This is a genomic window from Microcoleus sp. Pol17C6 (assembly GCF_036701145.1).
Lineage (GTDB): Bacteria > Cyanobacteriota > Cyanobacteriia > Cyanobacteriales > Microcoleaceae > Microcoleus.
On record NZ_JAUBQH010000006.1, the window covers coordinates 146,384 to 163,716 of the forward strand.

General features: G+C 45.1%; 17 protein-coding genes and 2 rRNA genes. 9 read left to right on the top strand and 10 right to left on the bottom strand.

The window, feature by feature from the left end:
* The first annotated feature begins 107 nt into the window (after positions 1-107).
* The gene (locus QUA25_RS05335) at positions 108-2,171 is read left to right on the top strand and encodes a hypothetical protein (RefSeq protein ID WP_333036145.1); all 2,064 of its coding nucleotides are present in this window, start codon (positions 108-110) and stop codon (positions 2,169-2,171) included.
* 59 nt (positions 2,172-2,230) lie between these two features.
* Positions 2,231-2,641 carry an ester cyclase gene (locus QUA25_RS05340; protein ID WP_333036147.1) on the top strand — a complete coding sequence of 137 codons (411 nt, stop codon included), beginning with the start codon at positions 2,231-2,233 and terminating at the stop codon, positions 2,639-2,641.
* A 137-nt stretch (positions 2,642-2,778) separates the two neighbouring features.
* On the opposite strand, the gene QUA25_RS05345 is transcribed toward QUA25_RS05340, so the two are convergent.
* Together QUA25_RS05345 and QUA25_RS05350 are read right to left on the bottom strand one after the other, a co-directional pair.
* Positions 2,779-3,252 (bottom strand): TspO/MBR family protein, encoded by a 474-nt coding sequence (locus QUA25_RS05345; protein WP_333036148.1) that lies wholly within the window; start codon positions 3,250-3,252, stop codon positions 2,779-2,781.
* Between the two features lie 301 nt (positions 3,253-3,553).
* Entirely contained in the window at positions 3,554-4,135 is a 582-nt protein-coding gene (locus QUA25_RS05350) for a hypothetical protein (RefSeq protein ID WP_333036150.1), read from the bottom strand.
* A gap of 364 nt (positions 4,136-4,499) precedes the next feature.
* On the opposite strand from QUA25_RS05350, the gene QUA25_RS05355 reads away from it, so the two are divergent.
* Complete coding sequence (locus tag QUA25_RS05355; protein ID WP_333036151.1) at positions 4,500-4,814, top strand: zinc ribbon domain-containing protein; 315 nt, start codon at positions 4,500-4,502, stop codon at positions 4,812-4,814.
* A gap of 163 nt (positions 4,815-4,977) precedes the next feature.
* On the opposite strand, the gene QUA25_RS05360 is transcribed toward QUA25_RS05355, so the two are convergent.
* Positions 4,978-5,862 (bottom strand): DUF1232 domain-containing protein, encoded by an 885-nt coding sequence (locus tag QUA25_RS05360; RefSeq protein ID WP_333036153.1) that lies wholly within the window; start codon positions 5,860-5,862, stop codon positions 4,978-4,980.
* A 79-nt stretch (positions 5,863-5,941) separates the two neighbouring features.
* Here QUA25_RS05360 and QUA25_RS05365 point away from each other — a divergent pair, with 79 nt between their 5' ends.
* Entirely contained in the window at positions 5,942-6,769 is an 828-nt protein-coding gene (locus QUA25_RS05365; RefSeq protein ID WP_333036155.1) for an NAD-dependent epimerase/dehydratase family protein, read from the top strand.
* 285 nt (positions 6,770-7,054) lie between these two features.
* Here the strand turns inward: QUA25_RS05365 and QUA25_RS05370 are convergent, their stop codons facing one another.
* The 7 genes from QUA25_RS05370 to sufB form a co-directional block, all read right to left on the bottom strand.
* Positions 7,055-7,678, bottom strand: a complete 624-nt coding sequence (locus QUA25_RS05370) for an SAM-dependent methyltransferase (protein ID WP_333036157.1) — start codon at positions 7,676-7,678, stop codon at positions 7,055-7,057.
* 324 nt (positions 7,679-8,002) lie between these two features.
* A complete protein-coding gene (locus tag QUA25_RS05375) occupies positions 8,003-8,419 on the bottom strand; it encodes a hypothetical protein (RefSeq protein WP_333036159.1) in 417 nt (138 codons plus the stop codon).
* Positions 8,420-8,515: 96 nt separating this feature from the next.
* The gene (locus QUA25_RS05380; protein WP_333036160.1) at positions 8,516-9,460 is read right to left on the bottom strand and encodes a hypothetical protein; all 945 of its coding nucleotides are present in this window, start codon (positions 9,458-9,460) and stop codon (positions 8,516-8,518) included.
* 114 nt (positions 9,461-9,574) lie between these two features.
* Positions 9,575-10,837: a SufS family cysteine desulfurase gene (locus QUA25_RS05385; RefSeq protein ID WP_333036162.1), complete on the bottom strand. Its 1,263-nt coding sequence runs from the start codon at positions 10,835-10,837 to the stop codon at positions 9,575-9,577.
* A 121-nt stretch (positions 10,838-10,958) separates the two neighbouring features.
* Positions 10,959-12,293 carry a Fe-S cluster assembly protein SufD gene (sufD, locus tag QUA25_RS05390; protein ID WP_333036164.1) on the bottom strand — a complete coding sequence of 445 codons (1,335 nt, stop codon included), beginning with the start codon at positions 12,291-12,293 and terminating at the stop codon, positions 10,959-10,961.
* Positions 12,290-13,081, bottom strand: a complete 792-nt coding sequence (sufC, locus tag QUA25_RS05395; protein WP_333036165.1) for a Fe-S cluster assembly ATPase SufC — start codon at positions 13,079-13,081, stop codon at positions 12,290-12,292. The genes sufD and sufC overlap by 4 nt, the downstream gene beginning before the upstream one ends.
* 282 nt (positions 13,082-13,363) lie before the next feature.
* Positions 13,364-14,803: a Fe-S cluster assembly protein SufB gene (sufB, locus tag QUA25_RS05400; RefSeq protein WP_333036166.1), complete on the bottom strand. Its 1,440-nt coding sequence runs from the start codon at positions 14,801-14,803 to the stop codon at positions 13,364-13,366.
* A gap of 186 nt (positions 14,804-14,989) precedes the next feature.
* Here sufB and sufR point away from each other — a divergent pair, with 186 nt between their 5' ends.
* The 5 genes from sufR (at position 14,990) to rrf (QUA25_RS05425) (ending at position 17,115) form a co-directional block, all read left to right on the top strand.
* Complete coding sequence (sufR, locus tag QUA25_RS05405; protein WP_333036168.1) at positions 14,990-15,661, top strand: iron-sulfur cluster biosynthesis transcriptional regulator SufR; 672 nt, start codon at positions 14,990-14,992, stop codon at positions 15,659-15,661.
* Positions 15,662-15,743: 82 nt separating this feature from the next.
* A complete protein-coding gene (locus QUA25_RS05410; RefSeq protein ID WP_333036170.1) occupies positions 15,744-16,151 on the top strand; it encodes a hypothetical protein in 408 nt (135 codons plus the stop codon).
* Positions 16,152-16,347: 196 nt separating this feature from the next.
* A 5S ribosomal RNA gene (rrf, locus tag QUA25_RS05415) occupies positions 16,348-16,464 on the top strand.
* A 134-nt stretch (positions 16,465-16,598) separates the two neighbouring features.
* Positions 16,599-16,919 carry a hypothetical protein gene (locus tag QUA25_RS05420; protein WP_333036171.1) on the top strand — a complete coding sequence of 107 codons (321 nt, stop codon included), beginning with the start codon at positions 16,599-16,601 and terminating at the stop codon, positions 16,917-16,919.
* Between the two features lie 79 nt (positions 16,920-16,998).
* Positions 16,999-17,115 (top strand): 5S ribosomal RNA (gene rrf / locus QUA25_RS05425).
* Positions 17,116-17,333: the final 218 nt, after the last annotated feature.

A 17,333-nucleotide genomic window follows, 5' to 3' on the forward strand; every position in this document is an offset into this window, starting at 1 on the left:
CGACGGGAGTATGTAAAAGTGATGAATACATTTTATAGAGCAGTTGATAGCAGCGCTCGCAGTTTTTAAATAACTAACGCTGGCTGGTTGCTGTTTGTGGTGAGGATATGAGTCAAGATCGCAAAATACCAGGCCGTTGGTCTGCATCAGAATCCTTGGAGTCAACAAAGGATACTTCGTCGCTGGTGCGCTTACCAGCAAGGAAAAACCGGGCTGAACGACTTAAAGAGCTCCGAGAGTTGGTTACTTCGGGAAAACTGCCGGGAGGGCATCTGGAACTACCGCCGAATTTGTCTGGGGAAAACTCGCAGCCGCCGGGGACACACAATCCGTTTTGGCGGAACTGGTCGAATAAGTGGCAGTTTTGGCTGGCGCTGAGTTTGATGCTATCGGTGGGCATGGGGTTTGTGGCAATTGCGTCTTTACTCAACCTGACCTCGCAGTCCAATTGCTCAAAGATTTTTTGGCCAACGGCTTCTGCTAACGATCGCTTTTTTTGTGCTCAAGAAGCAGCAAGCAAGCGGACGGCGGATGATTTGCTCAGGGCGATCGAATTAGTGAATGCTTTGCCACAAAACCATCCCCTGCGGCCGAGAATTAACACTCAAATCGATCGGTGGTCGGAGGATATTCTTAGACTGGGAAATGCTAGTTTCCAAGAAGGAAAGCTGGATGAGGCGATTGCGCTCGCTCGCAAGGTTCCTAAAAACGTTCCCGCTTACCCGAAGATGGAAAAGCAGATTGAAAAGTGGCAGTCGATATGGAGCGATGCAGAGAAAATTTACCGCAAGGCTGAAGACCACTTGCGTCAGGAAGAGTGGACGCTGGCTTTCAGCCAAGCTACTCTGCTTTTGGATTTGGGAAATACTTTCTGGGAATCGGCTAAGTACGAGGAATTGACTAAGCTAATTCAGACGACTCGGGCTGAGGGCAATAAGTTGCTAAAAGCCCGGAATACTGCCTCCGAGGGAGGTCTCGACAATCTGGTGACGGGGATTAAGCTGGCTCAGGGAATTGGTCAAAACAGTTATTTGTATCAAGCTGCCAATAAGGCAATCGCGGAATTTAGCAAGAAAATTCTGGATATCGCCCAAAAACGCTTGCAAGCAGGGGATTGGCAGGAGGCGATGGCGATCGCTAACAAGATTCCAGAGTCGGCAAATTTAAGGGAACAAGTACAGGATTTTAATGAGTTGGCGAATGCTACTTCTCAGGCTTTGACTGGCTCTGTTGAGGGTTTCTCCAAGGCGATCGAGATTGCTCAAAAGTTGAAGTCCGGCCGCCCTTTATACAAACAAGCTCAAGATTTAGTCGGCCGCTGGCAACAAGAAATGGCTGATGTGAAAGTTTTGGATTTGGCAAGCAGGCTGGCGGCGCCTGGTGGGGTAAATGATTTGAGGGCTGCGATCGCGCAATTGCAAACAGTCCCGGAATCAAATCCCCGCGCTTCGGAAGCTCGCAGTCAAATTAGCACCTTGAGCCGTCAAATCGAGCTGCTGGAAGACAGTCCGTATTTGCAAAGAGCGAACGATTTGGCAAGTACAGGCGATCCGAATGCTCTGGAAGCGGCCGTTGCTCAAGCTTCTCGGATCGCTAGAGGTAGGGCGCTTTACGTGGAAGCTCAAACCAAAATTCAAGCTTGGATCGAGAGGAGACAGCGGCTTGTTGACCAGCCGTTTTTGGATAGAGCTCAGCAGCTAGCGGCGAGCGGCAATTTGGCGGGGGCAATTGAGATGGCCCGCCGGATTCGATCGGGACGGGTGCTTTATGAGGAAGCTCGATCGAACATTCGGACTTGGGAGGCTCAATTTCAGGGCGAGCAAGGTTTGGAGAACGCCCGTCAGGCTGCCCGAGCGGGGACTGCGGAGGCTCTGCAAACGGCAATTGGGCTGGCTCTTCAGGTGCCGGAGTCGAGTTCGCTTCGGTGGCAGGCGAGTGAGGCGATTGATGAGTGGAGCCAGCGAATTTTGGCGCTTGGTGTGGAAGAGTCGTCGTCGGATCTGGCTGGGGCGATCGCGACTTTGAAGAAAATTCCCTCGGGTACTCGGGCTTTTGAGCAAGCTCGATCGCAAATCAAAGTTTGGGAGGAGTCGCTGAACCCTCCCGATGCTGAATCTCCCCCTCCCGATCCCCCGGAAACTGAGCCTCCGAGCAGCCCTCCGAGTCGGTAAATTTGAGGGTGAGAAGGTGCTAACTAATATCTTTACTTATCTGTATTAGAGAACCAAAGATGAAAACGCCCAAGCAAGTTCTTCAAGACTGGGTTTCTGCTTATAACGCTCGTGACCCTCACGCCCTGATCGAGCTTTATCACGACGATGCAGAGAACCATCAAGTTGCCTTTGGCGATCCTATAAACGGGCGTGAGGCATTGCTTGAGAGTTTTGTTACCTTCTTCCAAGCCTTTCCAGACAATTACACGCACGTTGAGAATCTGTTTGAGGATGGCGAGTGGGCGATCGTCGAGTGGACTGGTGGCGGAACATTTCTAGGTGAGTTTGGTGGCAACCTACCAACTGGCAAAAGTTTTACGCTAAAAGGCTGTGGCTTCTTTCATATTGTTGATGGCAAAATCCATTTTCAACGCGGTTACATAGACAAGCACACTTGGTTCATGCAGCTTGGGCTACCGATATCATAAGCTTCCAGTTGTGCAACTGTACAATTATTTGGCATCAAGTCTTTGCTGACTCAAACCTGCGTTGCAGCTAGAGACTACCGAAAAACAGTGCTTTTTCCCGATGCTTGCCATCCCACTAAAAGGACTAATTCCAGATCCTAAACATCCGCCGGATTGAGGTGCATCATTGCCCAAGTGGTGTAAGTGCCGATCGGACTCCAAAGTATGTAAGGCAGCAATAACAGGGCGGCCGGCTCCGAAACTGGCAACACCGTTAAAGCGAGGATAACGCTTAAAATAGCGCCCGTTCCGCCGATTATGGTGCCGACTTTTAGGCTCCTAACTTTGCACATAACCGAGGTGTAAGATATAGTTACTATTTCTAAAAGCAGGTACAAACCCATTCTCAGCCAAGTCTCCTGAGTTCCTGGTTCTTTTTCCCACACAATCACTGCTGACCAAGCTGCACAAATAAAAATTACTGTCCAAATTAGGGGAATTGCTTTTTCAAATACTAGCCATCTCGGACGCTGCAAGCGGTTGAACCATTGGATGTCGCTGGGCGCGATTATGTTAGCAGCTAAAGCTACTACAAAGGCGACGCCTCCAATTACCATCCAGGATTTAATCATTTTTTTACCTTGGGCGAGGTTGACAGGTTCAATTCAGCAGATATTATCTCTAATTTTGGCGATCGCGCCATCTGTCCCTAGTTATATTAGGTTAGGTTGAGTTGCGAAACCCAACATTAGTTGAAAAGTAATTTATACTTCTGGGAAACCTCAATGTATTGTCTTCAATTCCGCTTCATAATATAAAAAATATGACTTTTGCTCCCTCCCCTTGACAAGGGGAGGGTTAGGGTCGGCTTTTCAGTAAATTTGACCAGTAAATTGAACAAAAAGTCTCTTAGTCTTTCAAAAAAATCGGCGACTAGCCGAGCCGATGATGCTGTTCTAATTCTAAACTAGAGTCATTCTCTTTTTTGGGAATCAAAAGCGTATTTTCGCTGCTCGGTTGCAACACGGCTTTAATCACTTGGAGAAAACGGTTAGGCTTTTTAGTTTGACCGTTGAGAGTGCGGCGGTCTTTGACTTTTTGAGAAAGGTGTCGCATCACAGATAAATCGAGTTCATCTATGAAATGGTCTGCTATACGTTCTCCCATTAAATCAATAGCTTCAGCATACTGATCTGTCAGGGTTTCTATGGCATCGTATGCTTCGTCAGCAACTTGACTTGCTACTGTTTTATTTTGGTCGCCTGATGTCTGGGAATGGCTGCGGCGCCGATCTAAAAGACTTTGGTAGTCAGCAATGCTCATTCCCAAATTGTAAAGATGGTGGTGAGCGTGATCCATCAAATCTACTTCACTCGGATAGAAGAAACCGCGAGTGCTGTTGATGCCGTGCAGTTTTGCCCAACGCCGCAGATTTGTCTCATCTTGCAGTTCGTATCGCTCTAACATTTGAGCTGTGTTCAGCTCTACTTCTGGCGTAACTTTGAAATCGCTCATCGGTAAATCCTCGCTGGTGAGTAAATAAATAAAATTGAAACTTAGAATCTGTGATTTGCGTACAGTCTGAAAATGATGATCAATCCTTTGACGGCATCCACGGAAGTCTTGCGGGCATTTGCTAGGCGTCGATCGTGCGATCGTTGGATCGAGTCAGAGGATTTCAGGGTACTTTTGAGCTTTGTCTCGATCGCATCCGGGAGCAAGCACACAGGGTTAATAATATAGCTGATTTAAGGTTTCAACAACCGTTAAAAATAGTAAAGTTTGATTTTTAGGGTTGAATTATTAGTAATGTTGAGCTATAATATTCTCAATAACCGTGCAATTAGTAATTTTAGTAGTTGCAAACGAGATTCTTAGTATGCCTGTATACGATTATTTGTGTCCCGAAAACAACCAGCAGTTAGAAGTTTGGCACAGCATGAACCTGGAAGTTTCCACTTGGGGTCAACTGTGTGAGTTGGCTAAGTGCGAACCAGGGGAGACTCCCGCAGATGCTCCGGTACGCCGGCTGCTGAGCGCTCCGAGGTTGATGAAGCCGACATCCGACACCGATTATAAAAATTCGGGTTTCAGCAAGTACGTGAAGCGGGATGAAGGGGTTTATGAAAATGTCACGGCTAAGGATGGTGAAAGCCGTATTGTCAATCGAGATGGTAAGCCGATTAAAGACTGAGAATCCACAATAATCAAGTTTTCAGTTGAGTGAATTACAGATATTGGGTAGGGACACGGCAGTGTCGTGTCCTGTCTTTTATCCGATTGACAACTCCTATATTATTCCGATTATATTATGCGGATGCCGACGGAAACAAAACGCTCCACCGGACATAATATTATTAGCCAAACCAATCTTTCATTTTTTGTTTGGCTTGTTCTTTAGTATCAGCATTAATGTATACTGACACAGTAGCTATTGCCGCCAGCAATACTCCCAAATCGTCGGTAAATCCGATGCCGACTAATATATCGGGAATGGCATCAACAGGAGATATAAAATAGGTCAAAGCTCCAAGTACAACTCCTTTTGCCCAAGCAGGCACATTTGGGTTCTGAGCCGTATAGTAGAGAATCAAAGCTTTTTCAACTACTTCTCTTCCTGCGGTTAAAGCAAAGTTTTTAAGTTTAATCCAAAAACTTTCATCTGAATAGTTGATTTTGGGGTTGCTGAGGTTTGTTGTGGTTCCTTTCCGGTCGATTAAATCGAGAGGGATGCCCTTAGTTTTAAGCTGGGAAACAGCAGAATTGAAGGAGGCTGATGCCTGATTTTTATTGGGGGTGGCCTCCCGTATTTGTTTCATGTCTGCGATGAATTCCTGCATGGCTTGGATTTGCAAGTCGGAAACGGTCAGGAGTTTTTTGGCGGATTGGATCGCCTCACTTTCTCCGGGATGCAGCGTCTTATTTGCCCCAGCAATGTTAATTAAAAAATACATGACTCCCAAACGCAGCGCTTCTTCTGACTTGCTGAGTGTTTGCAAACAGTCGCTGAGTGATGGGGGACGGGCTGTGTAGGATTGGATTTGAGCCTTTGCAGAGTCAGAAAATTTGTCTAAATTTATGGTTTTAAACAACAAATCTAGTTCGTCAATATCAACGGAACCATCGGCGGCTGCGATCGCAAACAAAGAACCATAAAAAGCTAAAAGTTCGCTTTCTGAGGATGTGGCAAAAATATCTCTCTCGGACACGCTGCTACTCCGCTTGATAACGATGCTTTGCATTTTACCACAGAACTCAGCGCGCCATAATTTCAGAAACAGGCAATAATTTGAGAGAAGATGACACAATGGAGAATTTTTTATGAAAGTTGCGATCGTCGGCTGTGGCTATGTGGGTACTGCGACAGCCAAACATTTACGCGGCAAATCTGATTGTACCGTGACGGCGACAACTACGACGGCGACGCGAGTAGTTGAGTTGGAGGGTATCGCCCAGCGGGTAGCCGTGCTCAAAGGAAATGACAAAGAGGCAATGACGGCTGTATTGCAAGAACAAGATGCTGTTATGCTGTGCGTAGGTGCTCCAAATTCTCAGGCTTATCGGGAGAGTTATTTAGAGACTGCGACAACTTTAGTATCGGTTTTACAGCACATACCGACAGTAAAGCAGGTTATTTATACGGGTACTTATTCTGTGTATGGCGATCGCCAAGGTGAATTAGTAGATGAAGATTCACCTGTCGCGCCGGCTAATCCAAACGGTGAAATTCTCGCAGAAACAGAACGGGTTTTATTAGCAGCATCTAGTCCCCATCTTCAAGTCTGCATTCTCCGTTTGGGAGGAATTTATGGGCCAGGGCGAGAATTAGTTAAAATCTTTGGAGGTTGGGCTGGGAGCACTCGTCCAGGTAGGGGGGAAGATGCTACTAATTGGGTGCATCGGGATGATATTGTTGGGGGGTTAACGTTTGCTTTGGAAAATCGATTGCAGGGAATTTACAATTTAGTCGGGGATGTGTCGCTATCGAGTGGTGAATTGCTCGATCGTATTTTTGAAACTCACAATTTGCCGCCAGCTTCTTGGGATAAATCTGTTACCAGCGTGCGGCCTTATAATGCGAGGGTGTCGAATCAAAAAATTAAGGCGGCTGGTTATCAATTTATACATCCTGAAATTAGGGAGTATTAATGGAGGAGTGAATGGCGTCATTGAGGGCGATCGCTCTTTTGTGATGTTCGTAATTAACAAGGCGAGCGCTCTTTGATTTATATCAAGTCTGGTCAATCACTCACAATAATAGTGTGAGATATCTATCGGCGCAGACTTTTGATCCCATTCGTCCTCAGTACAAACTTAATTAATTATAATTATTGACGCGGGCTTGATATTATTGACAGATAAAGGCAAAGAAATAAAGGGTGATCCCGAACTAATTGTAGATGCACTCTCGGGAAAATTATCGGCTGGTATCATTTACAACCGCTGAAACAAATCCATCCGATAGCGTTTGTGATGGCGCGCTAAATCTAGCATCAAAAAACGTTTGCGGGGGTCACCAAGATGCTTCAAAAACTGTGCAGAATCGTGGAGGAAGGTATCGTGAACAATCTCGCCATTCAAGATAAAACTTTCCACTGGATACCGAAAGTGAACCATCAAAAGATAACCGCCAGGAAGTAATTGGTTAATGATTTTTTCCTTGGTTGCCTGGAGGTCATTTTTGCTCAAATAATAACCCACTTCTGAGAATAAAATGAAATCGAAATTCTCAGTTGGAAACTGTTGGGGTATTTGCATCTGCTGAAAGCGAACCTGTGGAAGATCGTGGCAGCGTTTGCGCGCTTCTTGTAATCCTACTTCAGAATAATCTACTGAAAGCAATCTGTCACATTTTTTGGCAAGTTTCTGGGTGAGGACGCCGATAGCACATCCGATTTCAAAAGCATTTTTGAATCGGACTTTGGGCAAGCATCTGATCGTTGTTCTGAATTTACTGGTTTCATAAAAGCTAGACGTGTATCGCCAAGGATCTGAATTTTGGCGGTAGGTTTCATCAAAGAAGCTAGATTGTACTGATTCCGGTTCTGAAGGTTTCATTGTTAACCTCTGTAAGTTACACAATATCTAACTAAATATACTACAACAAAAAATAGATTCAGGACTTACTAAATAATTTAACTTTTACACTATATGTAGGGTTACTGTCGTAAGTGTTCACCCTAGATATAGAGTCTGTACGTAATTGCTGATATCGCATCCTTCACTTTCTTCTCACTGATGAATGACAGGTGGGACGCCTGTCGCACAATACATCTAATGAATAAAGGGCGATCGCACTTCACTTAGATTGTGGTAAATATTGTTTTATTACAGCATTACTAATGCTTTCTCTTCTTCCCAAGACAGCGAAATATTATTTTATTACAGCATTACTAATGCTTTCTCTTCTTCCCAAGACAGTGAAATATCGAGTTTTCCTGATGCTGTAAATGTTTTATCTGGCAACAGAGGCGTCTCTAAATTTACACACATTCTGGCGGAATAATTACCTTCTTGTCCGCCGACAACTAGCTTTTCTATTGCATCGAGTTTGGATGGATATACTAAATTAGGGAACCTAACGTTATCAAAAGTTACGTTAACAATATATTTGCCGGATTCACCTCCGCCAATGCTCATATAACACTCGTCATCTGCACCCAAGGTAACTAAATTTTTAGTTGTCACATTTAACTCGCGGATACCTTGTTCTATTGGGCTCCAATTAGGACTTTCTATTAAATCACCTTCATCCTGGTTGCCAACCCAATTTTCTGCTGATAGGTTTAACACAAACATTATCACCTGATTATATTTGGGGTGGCTCGCTCTCTTCTTCATCCGGGTTCATCCGTGTTCATCTGCCTTCATCTGCGGTCAAAAAAAGGGCGAGCGCTAAATTAAATAATTATCTCTATAGCGCTCCTGTGCCATTTGTCGTGCTTCCAATTCATTCCATTGCGCGATAGGTCGTAAAGTTTCTATAGTTGTCAATTCCTCGGGAATTGGTGTACCTATTATTTGATTGATTACTTCGGCTATTAGCCGACAACAGCTTTGTGGCCAACAGACTACTTGCTCCTCAGCAAATCTAATGACTATCCATCCTTTTTCTAAAAAAAGTTGATGGCGCTCATTTTCTTGGACAAGCACTTCGTAATTTTTAGGCTCACCGCTTTCATAGTGATAAGGTTTATCAATTGTTATATCAATACGTAAATTGGTTAACTTATCAAAATAAGAAATTTCAATACAGTAAGGTTGATAGGAATGGGATTTTTGGATGATTAAATTGTTATTAATTTTATCTGGGAATAATTGCTGTAAGTTCTTATAAAATTTACTTTCAAGCCACTGAGACTTTGTACTGACAATTCTCCCTTCAGGAGGGACGGTTTTTATGATAATATCTTTAATTATCTGATAGCGATACTGTTTTATTTTTTCAGGTTTTTGGGATTCTGCTATCTGCCGTTTATGCTGAATCTCACGCTTTTGCCATTCTCCTAACAAATCTTTATAATCGCGCATTTGTTGCTTGTATTGATTAAGTGTTCGTAAGTAAGACATTTGTTGTTGCCAGAAGTTCAAGGCAGTAACAAAAATCCCCCCTAGAGAAATATAGACAGTGATGATAATATTCCTACTGGCAATCAGAGAAATAGTTGCAAAAGGAATAATTAATGGGAGAGATTTATAAAAAAACAAAAATACATCAATTGGTTGGGGCTTATAACTAGGAGGTAAAGGTTTTGGCTCACTAAATTTCCATGTAAATGGAACTGCATCCAGAGCTTGAATAACAGGGTCGGGCAAGAGGATAATAGGATATTGATTCATGTTTTTTAGTAGTTGTATTATTAAACTATAATACTCAACTATTTTCACGAGATATTCCGCTCGGCCAAGGCAAACGATGTTCTAACAAGGTGGGCAAATGCCCACCTCGCCAAATTATCCCATAATCCCACCAAAAAAGTCGATCGTCTCTTTCAACGCTTTGACAAACACATCAATCTCCTCGCGAGTATTGTAAAAATACAAACTTGCTCTGGCAGTAGATGAAACATTCAAATAGCGGTGCAAAGCTTGCGTGCAGTGATGCCCGGAACGAATCGCGACTCCCTCCTGGTCTAACATGGTAGACAAGTCTTGAGGGTGAATTTCTCCCGCAGTAAATGCCGCCAAAGCTGCCCTACCTTCGCCGTTGCTGTCTGGTGGTGGTCCGTAAATTTTGATTTCGGGAATTTGCCGCAATTGTTGGAACATATAAGCAGTCAATTCAGCTTCGCAAGCGTGAATCTTATCCATGCCAATGTTACTAAGATAATCGATTGCTGCACCAAGGGCGATCGCTTCTCCGATTGCAGGCGTGCCGGCCTCAAATTTGTGCGGCAAATCGGCATAAGTGGAATAATCGAGAAACACGTCAGCAATCATCTCGCCGCCACCGAAAAACGGAGGCATTTCTCTCAGCAAGTCCAGTTTACCGTACAGAAAACCGATGCCCGTCGGAGCGCACATTTTGTGACCGGAAGCAACCAGCCAATCGCAATCTATTGCTTGCACGTCTACTATCATGTGCGGCACGCTTTGGCAAGCATCAATTAAAACTCTTGCACCGTAAGTGTGGGCAATTTTGCAGATTTCTTTAACTGGACTGATGCAGCCTAAAGTATTAGAAACGTGAACCGTTGACACCAATTTAGTTTTATGGGAAATCAGCGTTTTAAACTGTTCCAAATCAAACTCGTTAGTTTCCGTTAACTCGACAAACTTCAGTACCGCACCAGTTCTTTGAGCAATCATTTGCCATGGAACGAAATTGCTGTGGTGTTCCATCACCGACAGAATAATTTCATCTCCAGGTTTGAGATTGGTCAAACCCCAAGAATAAGCAACCAAATTAATCGCTTCGGTGGCGTTGCGAGTATAGACAATTTCTTGCCGCGACGCCGCATTCACAAAAGCCGCAACTTTGTCTCTAGCAGCTTCGTAAGCATCAGTCGCTTTGGCGCTGAGAGTGTGAGCTCCCCGGTGGACGTTAGAATTGTATTTCTCGTAGTAGTCGCGCCAAGCATTGATGACAGCTAGAGGTTTTTGAGAAGTAGCTGCATTGTCTAAATAAACTAGCGGTTTACCGTTGACTTTTTCATTCAAAATTGGGAAGTCGCCGCGAACTTTTGATGCAAGTGTTTTTTCTTGAATAAGTGTCATAAATTTCAGAAGTTAATAATGATTTGGGCGCGGTTGTTGGTGGTTCTGGGCGGGCTAGAAGCCCACGCCACAAGAACATTTAATGTTTGTGGAACAGGCTTCTAGCCTCTGGGTGATTCTTTTATCCTTGGATAGCCACACAGGTAGAAAGCATTTTCGCCACGCCCAGAATCGGTAATTGATTGAGCATTTCCGCCGCAAAAGCATCAATCAGCAAATAGCGACTTCTTTCTAAATCCAAACCGCGACTTTGCAAGTAGAAAAGTTCATCATCTTCTAATTGACTTACAGTTGCACCGTGGGAACATTTAACGTTGTCGGCGACAATTTCCAACTGCGGTTTGGTATCTACACGCGCTCTGGGCGACAGCAACAAATTCCGGCTCAATTGTCCGGCATCTGTCAATTGTGCGGCTTTGCGAACGAAAACTTTGCCGTTAAATACAGCGCGAGCTTTGTTACCGACAATGCACTTGTGCAATTGGCGACTTGTACCGTGTGGGTGATTGAAATCGATTAAACTGTGAGTGTCAGTCAACTGTTCGCCAAAGGCTACGCTTAAGCCGTTTAAAGTTGTTTCAGTGGCTTCGCCGCGCTGAAAAACTTCTAAATTGTGCCGCGATATTTTGCCTCCCAAGCTGATAGCATGGCAAGTGTAACGGCTATTACGAGATTGCTCGATCGCACTTTTGCCGATATGAACAACCTCTCCACCTTCCCGCTGCAGCCGAACATGATTCACAGTAGCGTTTTCGCCGACAACAACATCGGTTACAGCATTCGTAAATGCAGCGACATTACCGATAGTTGCGTAATCCTCAACCAGCGTGATGCTGCTTCCAGGCTCAGCTATAACCAAGCAATGCGGCTGGGACATCGTGGGAAATGCACCGGGCGCTGTCAGGAACAGCAAGTGAATCGGAAGGTCGATCGACATATTGGCCGGCACGAACACCACCGCAGAATCCGCCAAACCAGCAGTATTCAGCGCCGTAAACACCTCGGTTTGCTGTCTGTGCTTGCTCAAAACATCGCTGATGCGCCCTTGATATTTTTCGGGTACATTGGATAGATTACCTGCGTAAAAGTCGATTGGCAAATTCGGCAAATTCAGCGTTGATAAATGCGGCGCATAAAAACCATTGACAAAGACCAATCTTAATGGTAAATCTGCCTTGTCTTTCACAGGCATCGTAATATCAGACAGCTTAATTTCTGACTGATTGCTGGTCGGCAAATGCAAGGGGATTTGCAACAGCGGCGACAAATCTGTAAAACGCCATTCTTCATCCTTCACTGTCGGAAAATGAGAAGAAAGCACATATTGACTTGCAATATCGCGCAAATCATCCAACCCGTAAACAGAACTTTTGAGATGAGCAGCGCCTAACTTTTCGCACTGATTCACCAAATCAGTCAAAAACATTTCCCTACTAGCAACTTGCGTATTCATCATCGCGCGCCTACTCCTGCTGCTTCCTCTTCCACAACCCAGTCATAACCGCGTTCTTCCAATTCCAGCGCCAACTCTTTCGGGCCAGTCAAGATAATTCGGCCCGCTTCCATGACGTGAATAAAATCAGGAATAATGTAATTCAGCAACCGCTGATAGTGAGTAATCACCAACATCGAATTTTCAGCAGTTGACAACTGATTCACACCGCCGGCGACAATCTTGAGAGCATCGATATCCAAACCCGAATCAGTCTCATCTAAAATAGCTAATTTCGGTTCCAACAACGCCATTTGCAAAATTTCATTCCGCTTTTTCTCGCCGCCGGAAAAACCCTCATTTACGCTGCGGCCTAAAAAAGAATCATTCATCTTGACAATATCCAGCTTGTCCTCGATTAAATCTTGGAAATCAAAAGCATCCAATTCTTCCAAGCCGCGATGTTTGCGGTGAGAATTGTATGCCACGCGCAAGAAATCCAGATTGCTAACGCCGGGAATTTCTAAAGGATATTGAAAAGCCAGAAATACGCCAGCCAGAGAACGTTCTTCCGGCGCTAGTTCCAGCAAATTTTGACCTAGAAAAGTAACTTCTCCGCCCGTTACCGTATAAGCAGGATGGCCAGCTAATATCTTGGATAAAGTGCTTTTTCCCGAACCGTTCGGACCCATAATCGCGTGAATTTCACCCGATTTAATTTCCAGATTCAAACCCTTCAGGATTTGGGTATCTTCCACATTCGCAGTTAAATCGCGGACGGATAGCACCACTTGACTATTTTCTACAATCATCTATTTTTGTCCTTTTCCTCAATGCACTTTACAGTTTTTTCTTCTCGTTGCTAGGCTGTACCCAGTGGTGACAAATCAACGTGAAACCGATAGTCCGCCAGGGAATGAATTCCCTGTCTCAAAGCTAAAGTCCTCTGAAGAGGACTGAGAAGAAAATTTTTAAACTCATTAGTCCTGTTTAGAGGAGTTTAGCTATTAGCCAAGAAATTCATTCCCTGGCGGACGGGGAGCTTAAGTTGTCACCGATGGACTCGGCCTGGAAGGGTTTCTTGGCCGCGAAAATTATCCGACACTTCCTTCCAGCTTCAGACTCAACAGCTTATCAGCTTCCGCCGCAAATTCCATCGGTAACTGATTGAAAACATCTTTACAGAAACCGCTAATCATCATCGAAATAGCATTTTCTGCGGAAATTCCCCGCTGTGCGAAGAAGAACAATTGCTCTTCCCCAATCTTAGAAGTAGAAGCTTCGTGTTCCACTTTAGCAGTGTGGTTCTGCACTTGAATATAAGGGAAAGTATTCGCTTGAGCGTTATCCCCAATCAACATGGAATCGCACTGAGAGTAATTGCGAGAGCCTTTAGCATTAGGCCCCATTTTTACCAAGCCGCGATAGCTGTTGGATGAATTTCCCGCTGAAATTCCCTTAGAAATAATCGTGCTGCGAGTGTTTTTACCAACGTGGATCATTTTGGTGCCGGTGTCAGCTTGCTGCTTGTTATTTGTCAGCGCTACCGAGTAGAATTCGCCTACCGAGTTGTCGCCGACTAACACGCAACTGGGGTATTTCCAAGTAATTGCGGAACCGGTTTCTACTTGTGTCCAAGAAATCTTAGAATTAACTCCCTGACACAAACCCCGTTTCGTCACGAAGTTGTAAATGCCGCCTTTGCCGTTGGCGTCGCCAGCGTACCAGTTTTGCACTGTGGAGTATTTGATGTCGGCATTGTCCATTGTTACCAGTTCCACGACGGCGGCGTGCAGTTGATTGGTGTCAAACATCGGCGCGGTGCAGCCTTCTAGGTAAGACACAGAACTGTTTTCTTCTGCAACAATTAGGGTGCGCTCGAACTGCCCGGAATCTCCGTTGTTGATGCGGAAATAGGTTGACAATTCCATCGGGCATTTGACGCCTTTGGGAATGTAAACGAAGGAACCGTCGCTGAATACGGCGGAGTTGAGGGCTGCGAAAAAGTTGTCGCCGACTGGTACAACGCTGCCGAGATATTTTTCTATTAGTTCAGGATAATCTTTGACGGCTTCTGAGATGGAACAGAATATAACGCCGTCTTTGGCTAGTTTTTCTCTAAAGGTTGTGGCAATTGAAACGCTGTCAAAAACGGCGTCAACGGCGACATTTCCGAGCCGTTTTTGTTCGGAGAGGGGAATGCCGAGTTTCTCGAAGGTTTCTAGGAGTGTCGGGTCTACTTCATCCAAACTGTTGAGCTTTTTGGGCTTTTGTTTGGGCGCGGAATAGTAGATAATTTGTTGGTAGTCGATCGCGGGATAGTTGACGTGGGGCCAGGTGGGCTCGGTCATTTTCAACCACTGCCGGTATGCTTTGAGGCGGAATTGCAGCATGAATTCCGGTTCGTTTTTCTTGGCGGAAATCAGGCGGACTACATCTTCGCTCAAGCCGCGGGGGATGGTGTCTGACTCGATGTCGGTGACAAAACCGTACTTGTAGGGCTGGTTGACTAGGGTTGTGACTGTAGAGCTCATTAATTTTGCGCTTTCGAGTGTTCTGGATAAGTCTCTCAAAGATGGCAGACGCTGAACTGTCGGGGGCCCGGCCAGTTCTGGGGGCTGCTCTGGTAAGTAAAACAACTGATTTGTTGCTTTAGTATATTTTAAGCTACATTAACAACAGTGATATTGTCAAAGTCAAATTAATAATTTTTTGTGAAGATGATGGAGACTACTCAGCAGACTTCCACGAAACAAGACATCCTGGAATATTTGCTCAAGGAGGGGCAGGGGACGGCTCTTGAGTTGGCGGAGTCTTTGGATATCAGCCCGCAGGCGATTCGCCGTCATTTGAAGGATTTGGAAGCGGACGGGCTGATTCAGTATCGGTCGGTTCAGGCTGGGATGGGGCGGCCGCAGCACATTTATGAGCTTACCAGTCTGGGGCGCGATCGATTCCCGAATCGTTACGGCGATTTTGCAGTCTCTTTCTTGGATACTTTGGCGGAAACCGTCGGCCGCGAGCAAGTGATTACTATCCTGCGAAAACAGTGGCAGCGCAAGGCTACGGACTACCGGCGGCTAGTGGGTGCGGGTTCGCTGCAAGAACGGGTGACTAAGTTGGTGGAACTCCGCAGGGCTGAAGGTTATATGGCTGAGTGTTATCCTGTAGAATCTGTAGAGGTTGGGATCTGCGATCGCGCTGGTTTGGGCGAGCGATTTGTGTTGATGGAACACAACTGCGCGATTTCTAATGTTGCTGAAACTTTTCCGAGTGTGTGTGGCAATGAGTTGGAAATGTTTGCAGCGGTTTTGCCGGACTGTATTGTGGAGCGGACTCACTCGATTATTAATGGGGAACACCGTTGCGGTTATTTGATTGCAAAGAAGTAGTCAGTGGGCAGTGGGCAGTTGTCAGTAGTAATAAATAACCAATAACCAATAACCAATAACTAATAACAAGTAACTAATAATTATGCAACCCTTAGCTGATTTTTTAAAGCCGGAAGAGTGCGCGGAAGTTGATATGGCGCTGCTGTCGTCGAAGGAAAAGTTTTCGGCGCGGCTGGCAATTTATGCTTTGAGGGTGCTCAAGCAAATTGCTGGGGAGACTGGTTTGCCGGTGGCTGAGGTGAGTAATGGGCAGGTGATGGATTGGATTAAGAATGATGAGAGTATTAAAGGGTCGATCGAACTTGATGCTAGTTTTGAAAACTTTTTTACGAATTTGGTGGTGGCGTCTTTGCGACCTTTGAGGCAAATTGCGACAGAAGCCGAGCTCGGGATCGAACAATTAACAGTTAAACAGGTCGTGGCGTGGTTTGTGAAGGACGGGAAGATTCGCAGAGAACAGGGCACCGCGGCGGCGTTTTTGGACTTGTGAGTTAAAGGTCGATCGGCAACACTGGCAAATAATACGTCAAACTCGGCTATTGGGGGCTGTTTCGGGCGCTCAAAAAAAAGTTTTGACTTTGGGGTTGACAGACAGGGGAAAACTTGATAAGGTAATTAAGTCGAGCGAAAGAGATGCAGCGCATCAAACAAAACGCAGACACAGGATTAAAAGTTATCAAAGCTTTCCTGGTGCTTATGATGTAATGGAACCACTCCGATCCATCCCGAACTCGGTTGTTAAACGTTGCTATGGCGAAGATACTCGGCGGGTCACTGCCCGGTAAAATAGCTCAGTGCCAGGTTAATAATAAATTAAAGCTCTTTTCCCGCAACAACGGAAAAGGGCTTTAGTTTTTTAGGGAGTTATTAAGCATCTACACAACAGCAAGTCTTGGGCCCTTTGTAGAAATCTCAATATTCTGGGCCAGCAGCAGATTTGTGGTCGATCGAACTTGATGCTAGAAAGGAAAACTTTTTTACGAATTTGGTGGTGGCGTCTTTGTGGCATGAGAGGCAAATTGCGACAGAAGCTGAAAGCGCGATCGAACAATCAACAGTGAAGCAGGTTGTGGCATGGTTTGTGAAGGACGGGAAGATTCCCACAGAGCAGGGAACCGAGGTGGCTTTTTTGGATTTGTGGATGAAAGGTCGATCGGTCACACTGGCAAATAATACGTCAAACTCGGCTATTGGGGGCTGTTGCGGGCGATTTAAAAAAACTTTTGACTTTGGGGTTGACAGCCTGGGGAAAACTTGATACAGTAATTAAGTCGAGCGAAAGAGATGCAGCGCATCAAACAAAACGCAGACACAGGATTAAAAGTTATCAAAGCTTTCCTGGTGCTTATGATGTAATGGAACCACTCCGATCCATCCCGAACTCGGTTGTTAAACGTTGCTATGGCGAAGATACTCGGCGGGTCACTGCCCGGTAAAATAGCTCAGTGCCAGGTTAATAATAAATTAAAGCTCTTTTCCCGCAACAACGGAAAAGGGCTTTAGTTTTTTGGTGAGTTACAGATGTTTATAATATGACAAGTGCGTAAGTCCAGAGCTTGTTGCGTATTTGAAAAGGAGTTAAGGCTAGAGCCACATCTGGCAATTACCAAGTCGAACGTTTTATATTTAATTACGTTGACTTACTTAATCTCCATTTCAAGGTAGTATATGG

Bases quoted from the DNA above. Each gene is read 5' to 3' on its own strand.
- QUA25_RS05335 (WP_333036145.1), top strand. From the start codon at position 108: ATGAGTCAAGATCGCAAAATACCAGGCCGTTGGTCTGCATCAGAATCC.
- QUA25_RS05340 (WP_333036147.1), top strand. From the start codon at position 2,231: ATGAAAACGCCCAAGCAAGTTCTTCAAGACTGGGTTTCTGCTTATAAC.
- QUA25_RS05345 (WP_333036148.1), bottom strand. From the start codon at position 3,252: ATGATTAAATCCTGGATGGTAATTGGAGGCGTCGCCTTTGTAGTAGCT.
- QUA25_RS05350 (WP_333036150.1), bottom strand. From the start codon at position 4,135: ATGAGCGATTTCAAAGTTACGCCAGAAGTAGAGCTGAACACAGCTCAA.
- QUA25_RS05355 (WP_333036151.1), top strand. From the start codon at position 4,500: ATGCCTGTATACGATTATTTGTGTCCCGAAAACAACCAGCAGTTAGAA.
- QUA25_RS05360 (WP_333036153.1), bottom strand. From the start codon at position 5,862: ATGCAAAGCATCGTTATCAAGCGGAGTAGCAGCGTGTCCGAGAGAGAT.
- QUA25_RS05365 (WP_333036155.1), top strand. From the start codon at position 5,942: ATGAAAGTTGCGATCGTCGGCTGTGGCTATGTGGGTACTGCGACAGCC.
- QUA25_RS05370 (WP_333036157.1), bottom strand. From the start codon at position 7,678: ATGAAACCTTCAGAACCGGAATCAGTACAATCTAGCTTCTTTGATGAA.
- QUA25_RS05375 (WP_333036159.1), bottom strand. From the start codon at position 8,419: ATGTTTGTGTTAAACCTATCAGCAGAAAATTGGGTTGGCAACCAGGAT.
- QUA25_RS05380 (WP_333036160.1), bottom strand. From the start codon at position 9,460: ATGAATCAATATCCTATTATCCTCTTGCCCGACCCTGTTATTCAAGCT.
- QUA25_RS05385 (WP_333036162.1), bottom strand. From the start codon at position 10,837: ATGACACTTATTCAAGAAAAAACACTTGCATCAAAAGTTCGCGGCGAC.
- sufD (WP_333036164.1), bottom strand. From the start codon at position 12,293: ATGATGAATACGCAAGTTGCTAGTAGGGAAATGTTTTTGACTGATTTG.
- sufC (WP_333036165.1), bottom strand. From the start codon at position 13,081: ATGATTGTAGAAAATAGTCAAGTGGTGCTATCCGTCCGCGATTTAACT.
- sufB (WP_333036166.1), bottom strand. From the start codon at position 14,803: ATGAGCTCTACAGTCACAACCCTAGTCAACCAGCCCTACAAGTACGGT.
- sufR (WP_333036168.1), top strand. From the start codon at position 14,990: ATGATGGAGACTACTCAGCAGACTTCCACGAAACAAGACATCCTGGAA.
- QUA25_RS05410 (WP_333036170.1), top strand. From the start codon at position 15,744: ATGCAACCCTTAGCTGATTTTTTAAAGCCGGAAGAGTGCGCGGAAGTT.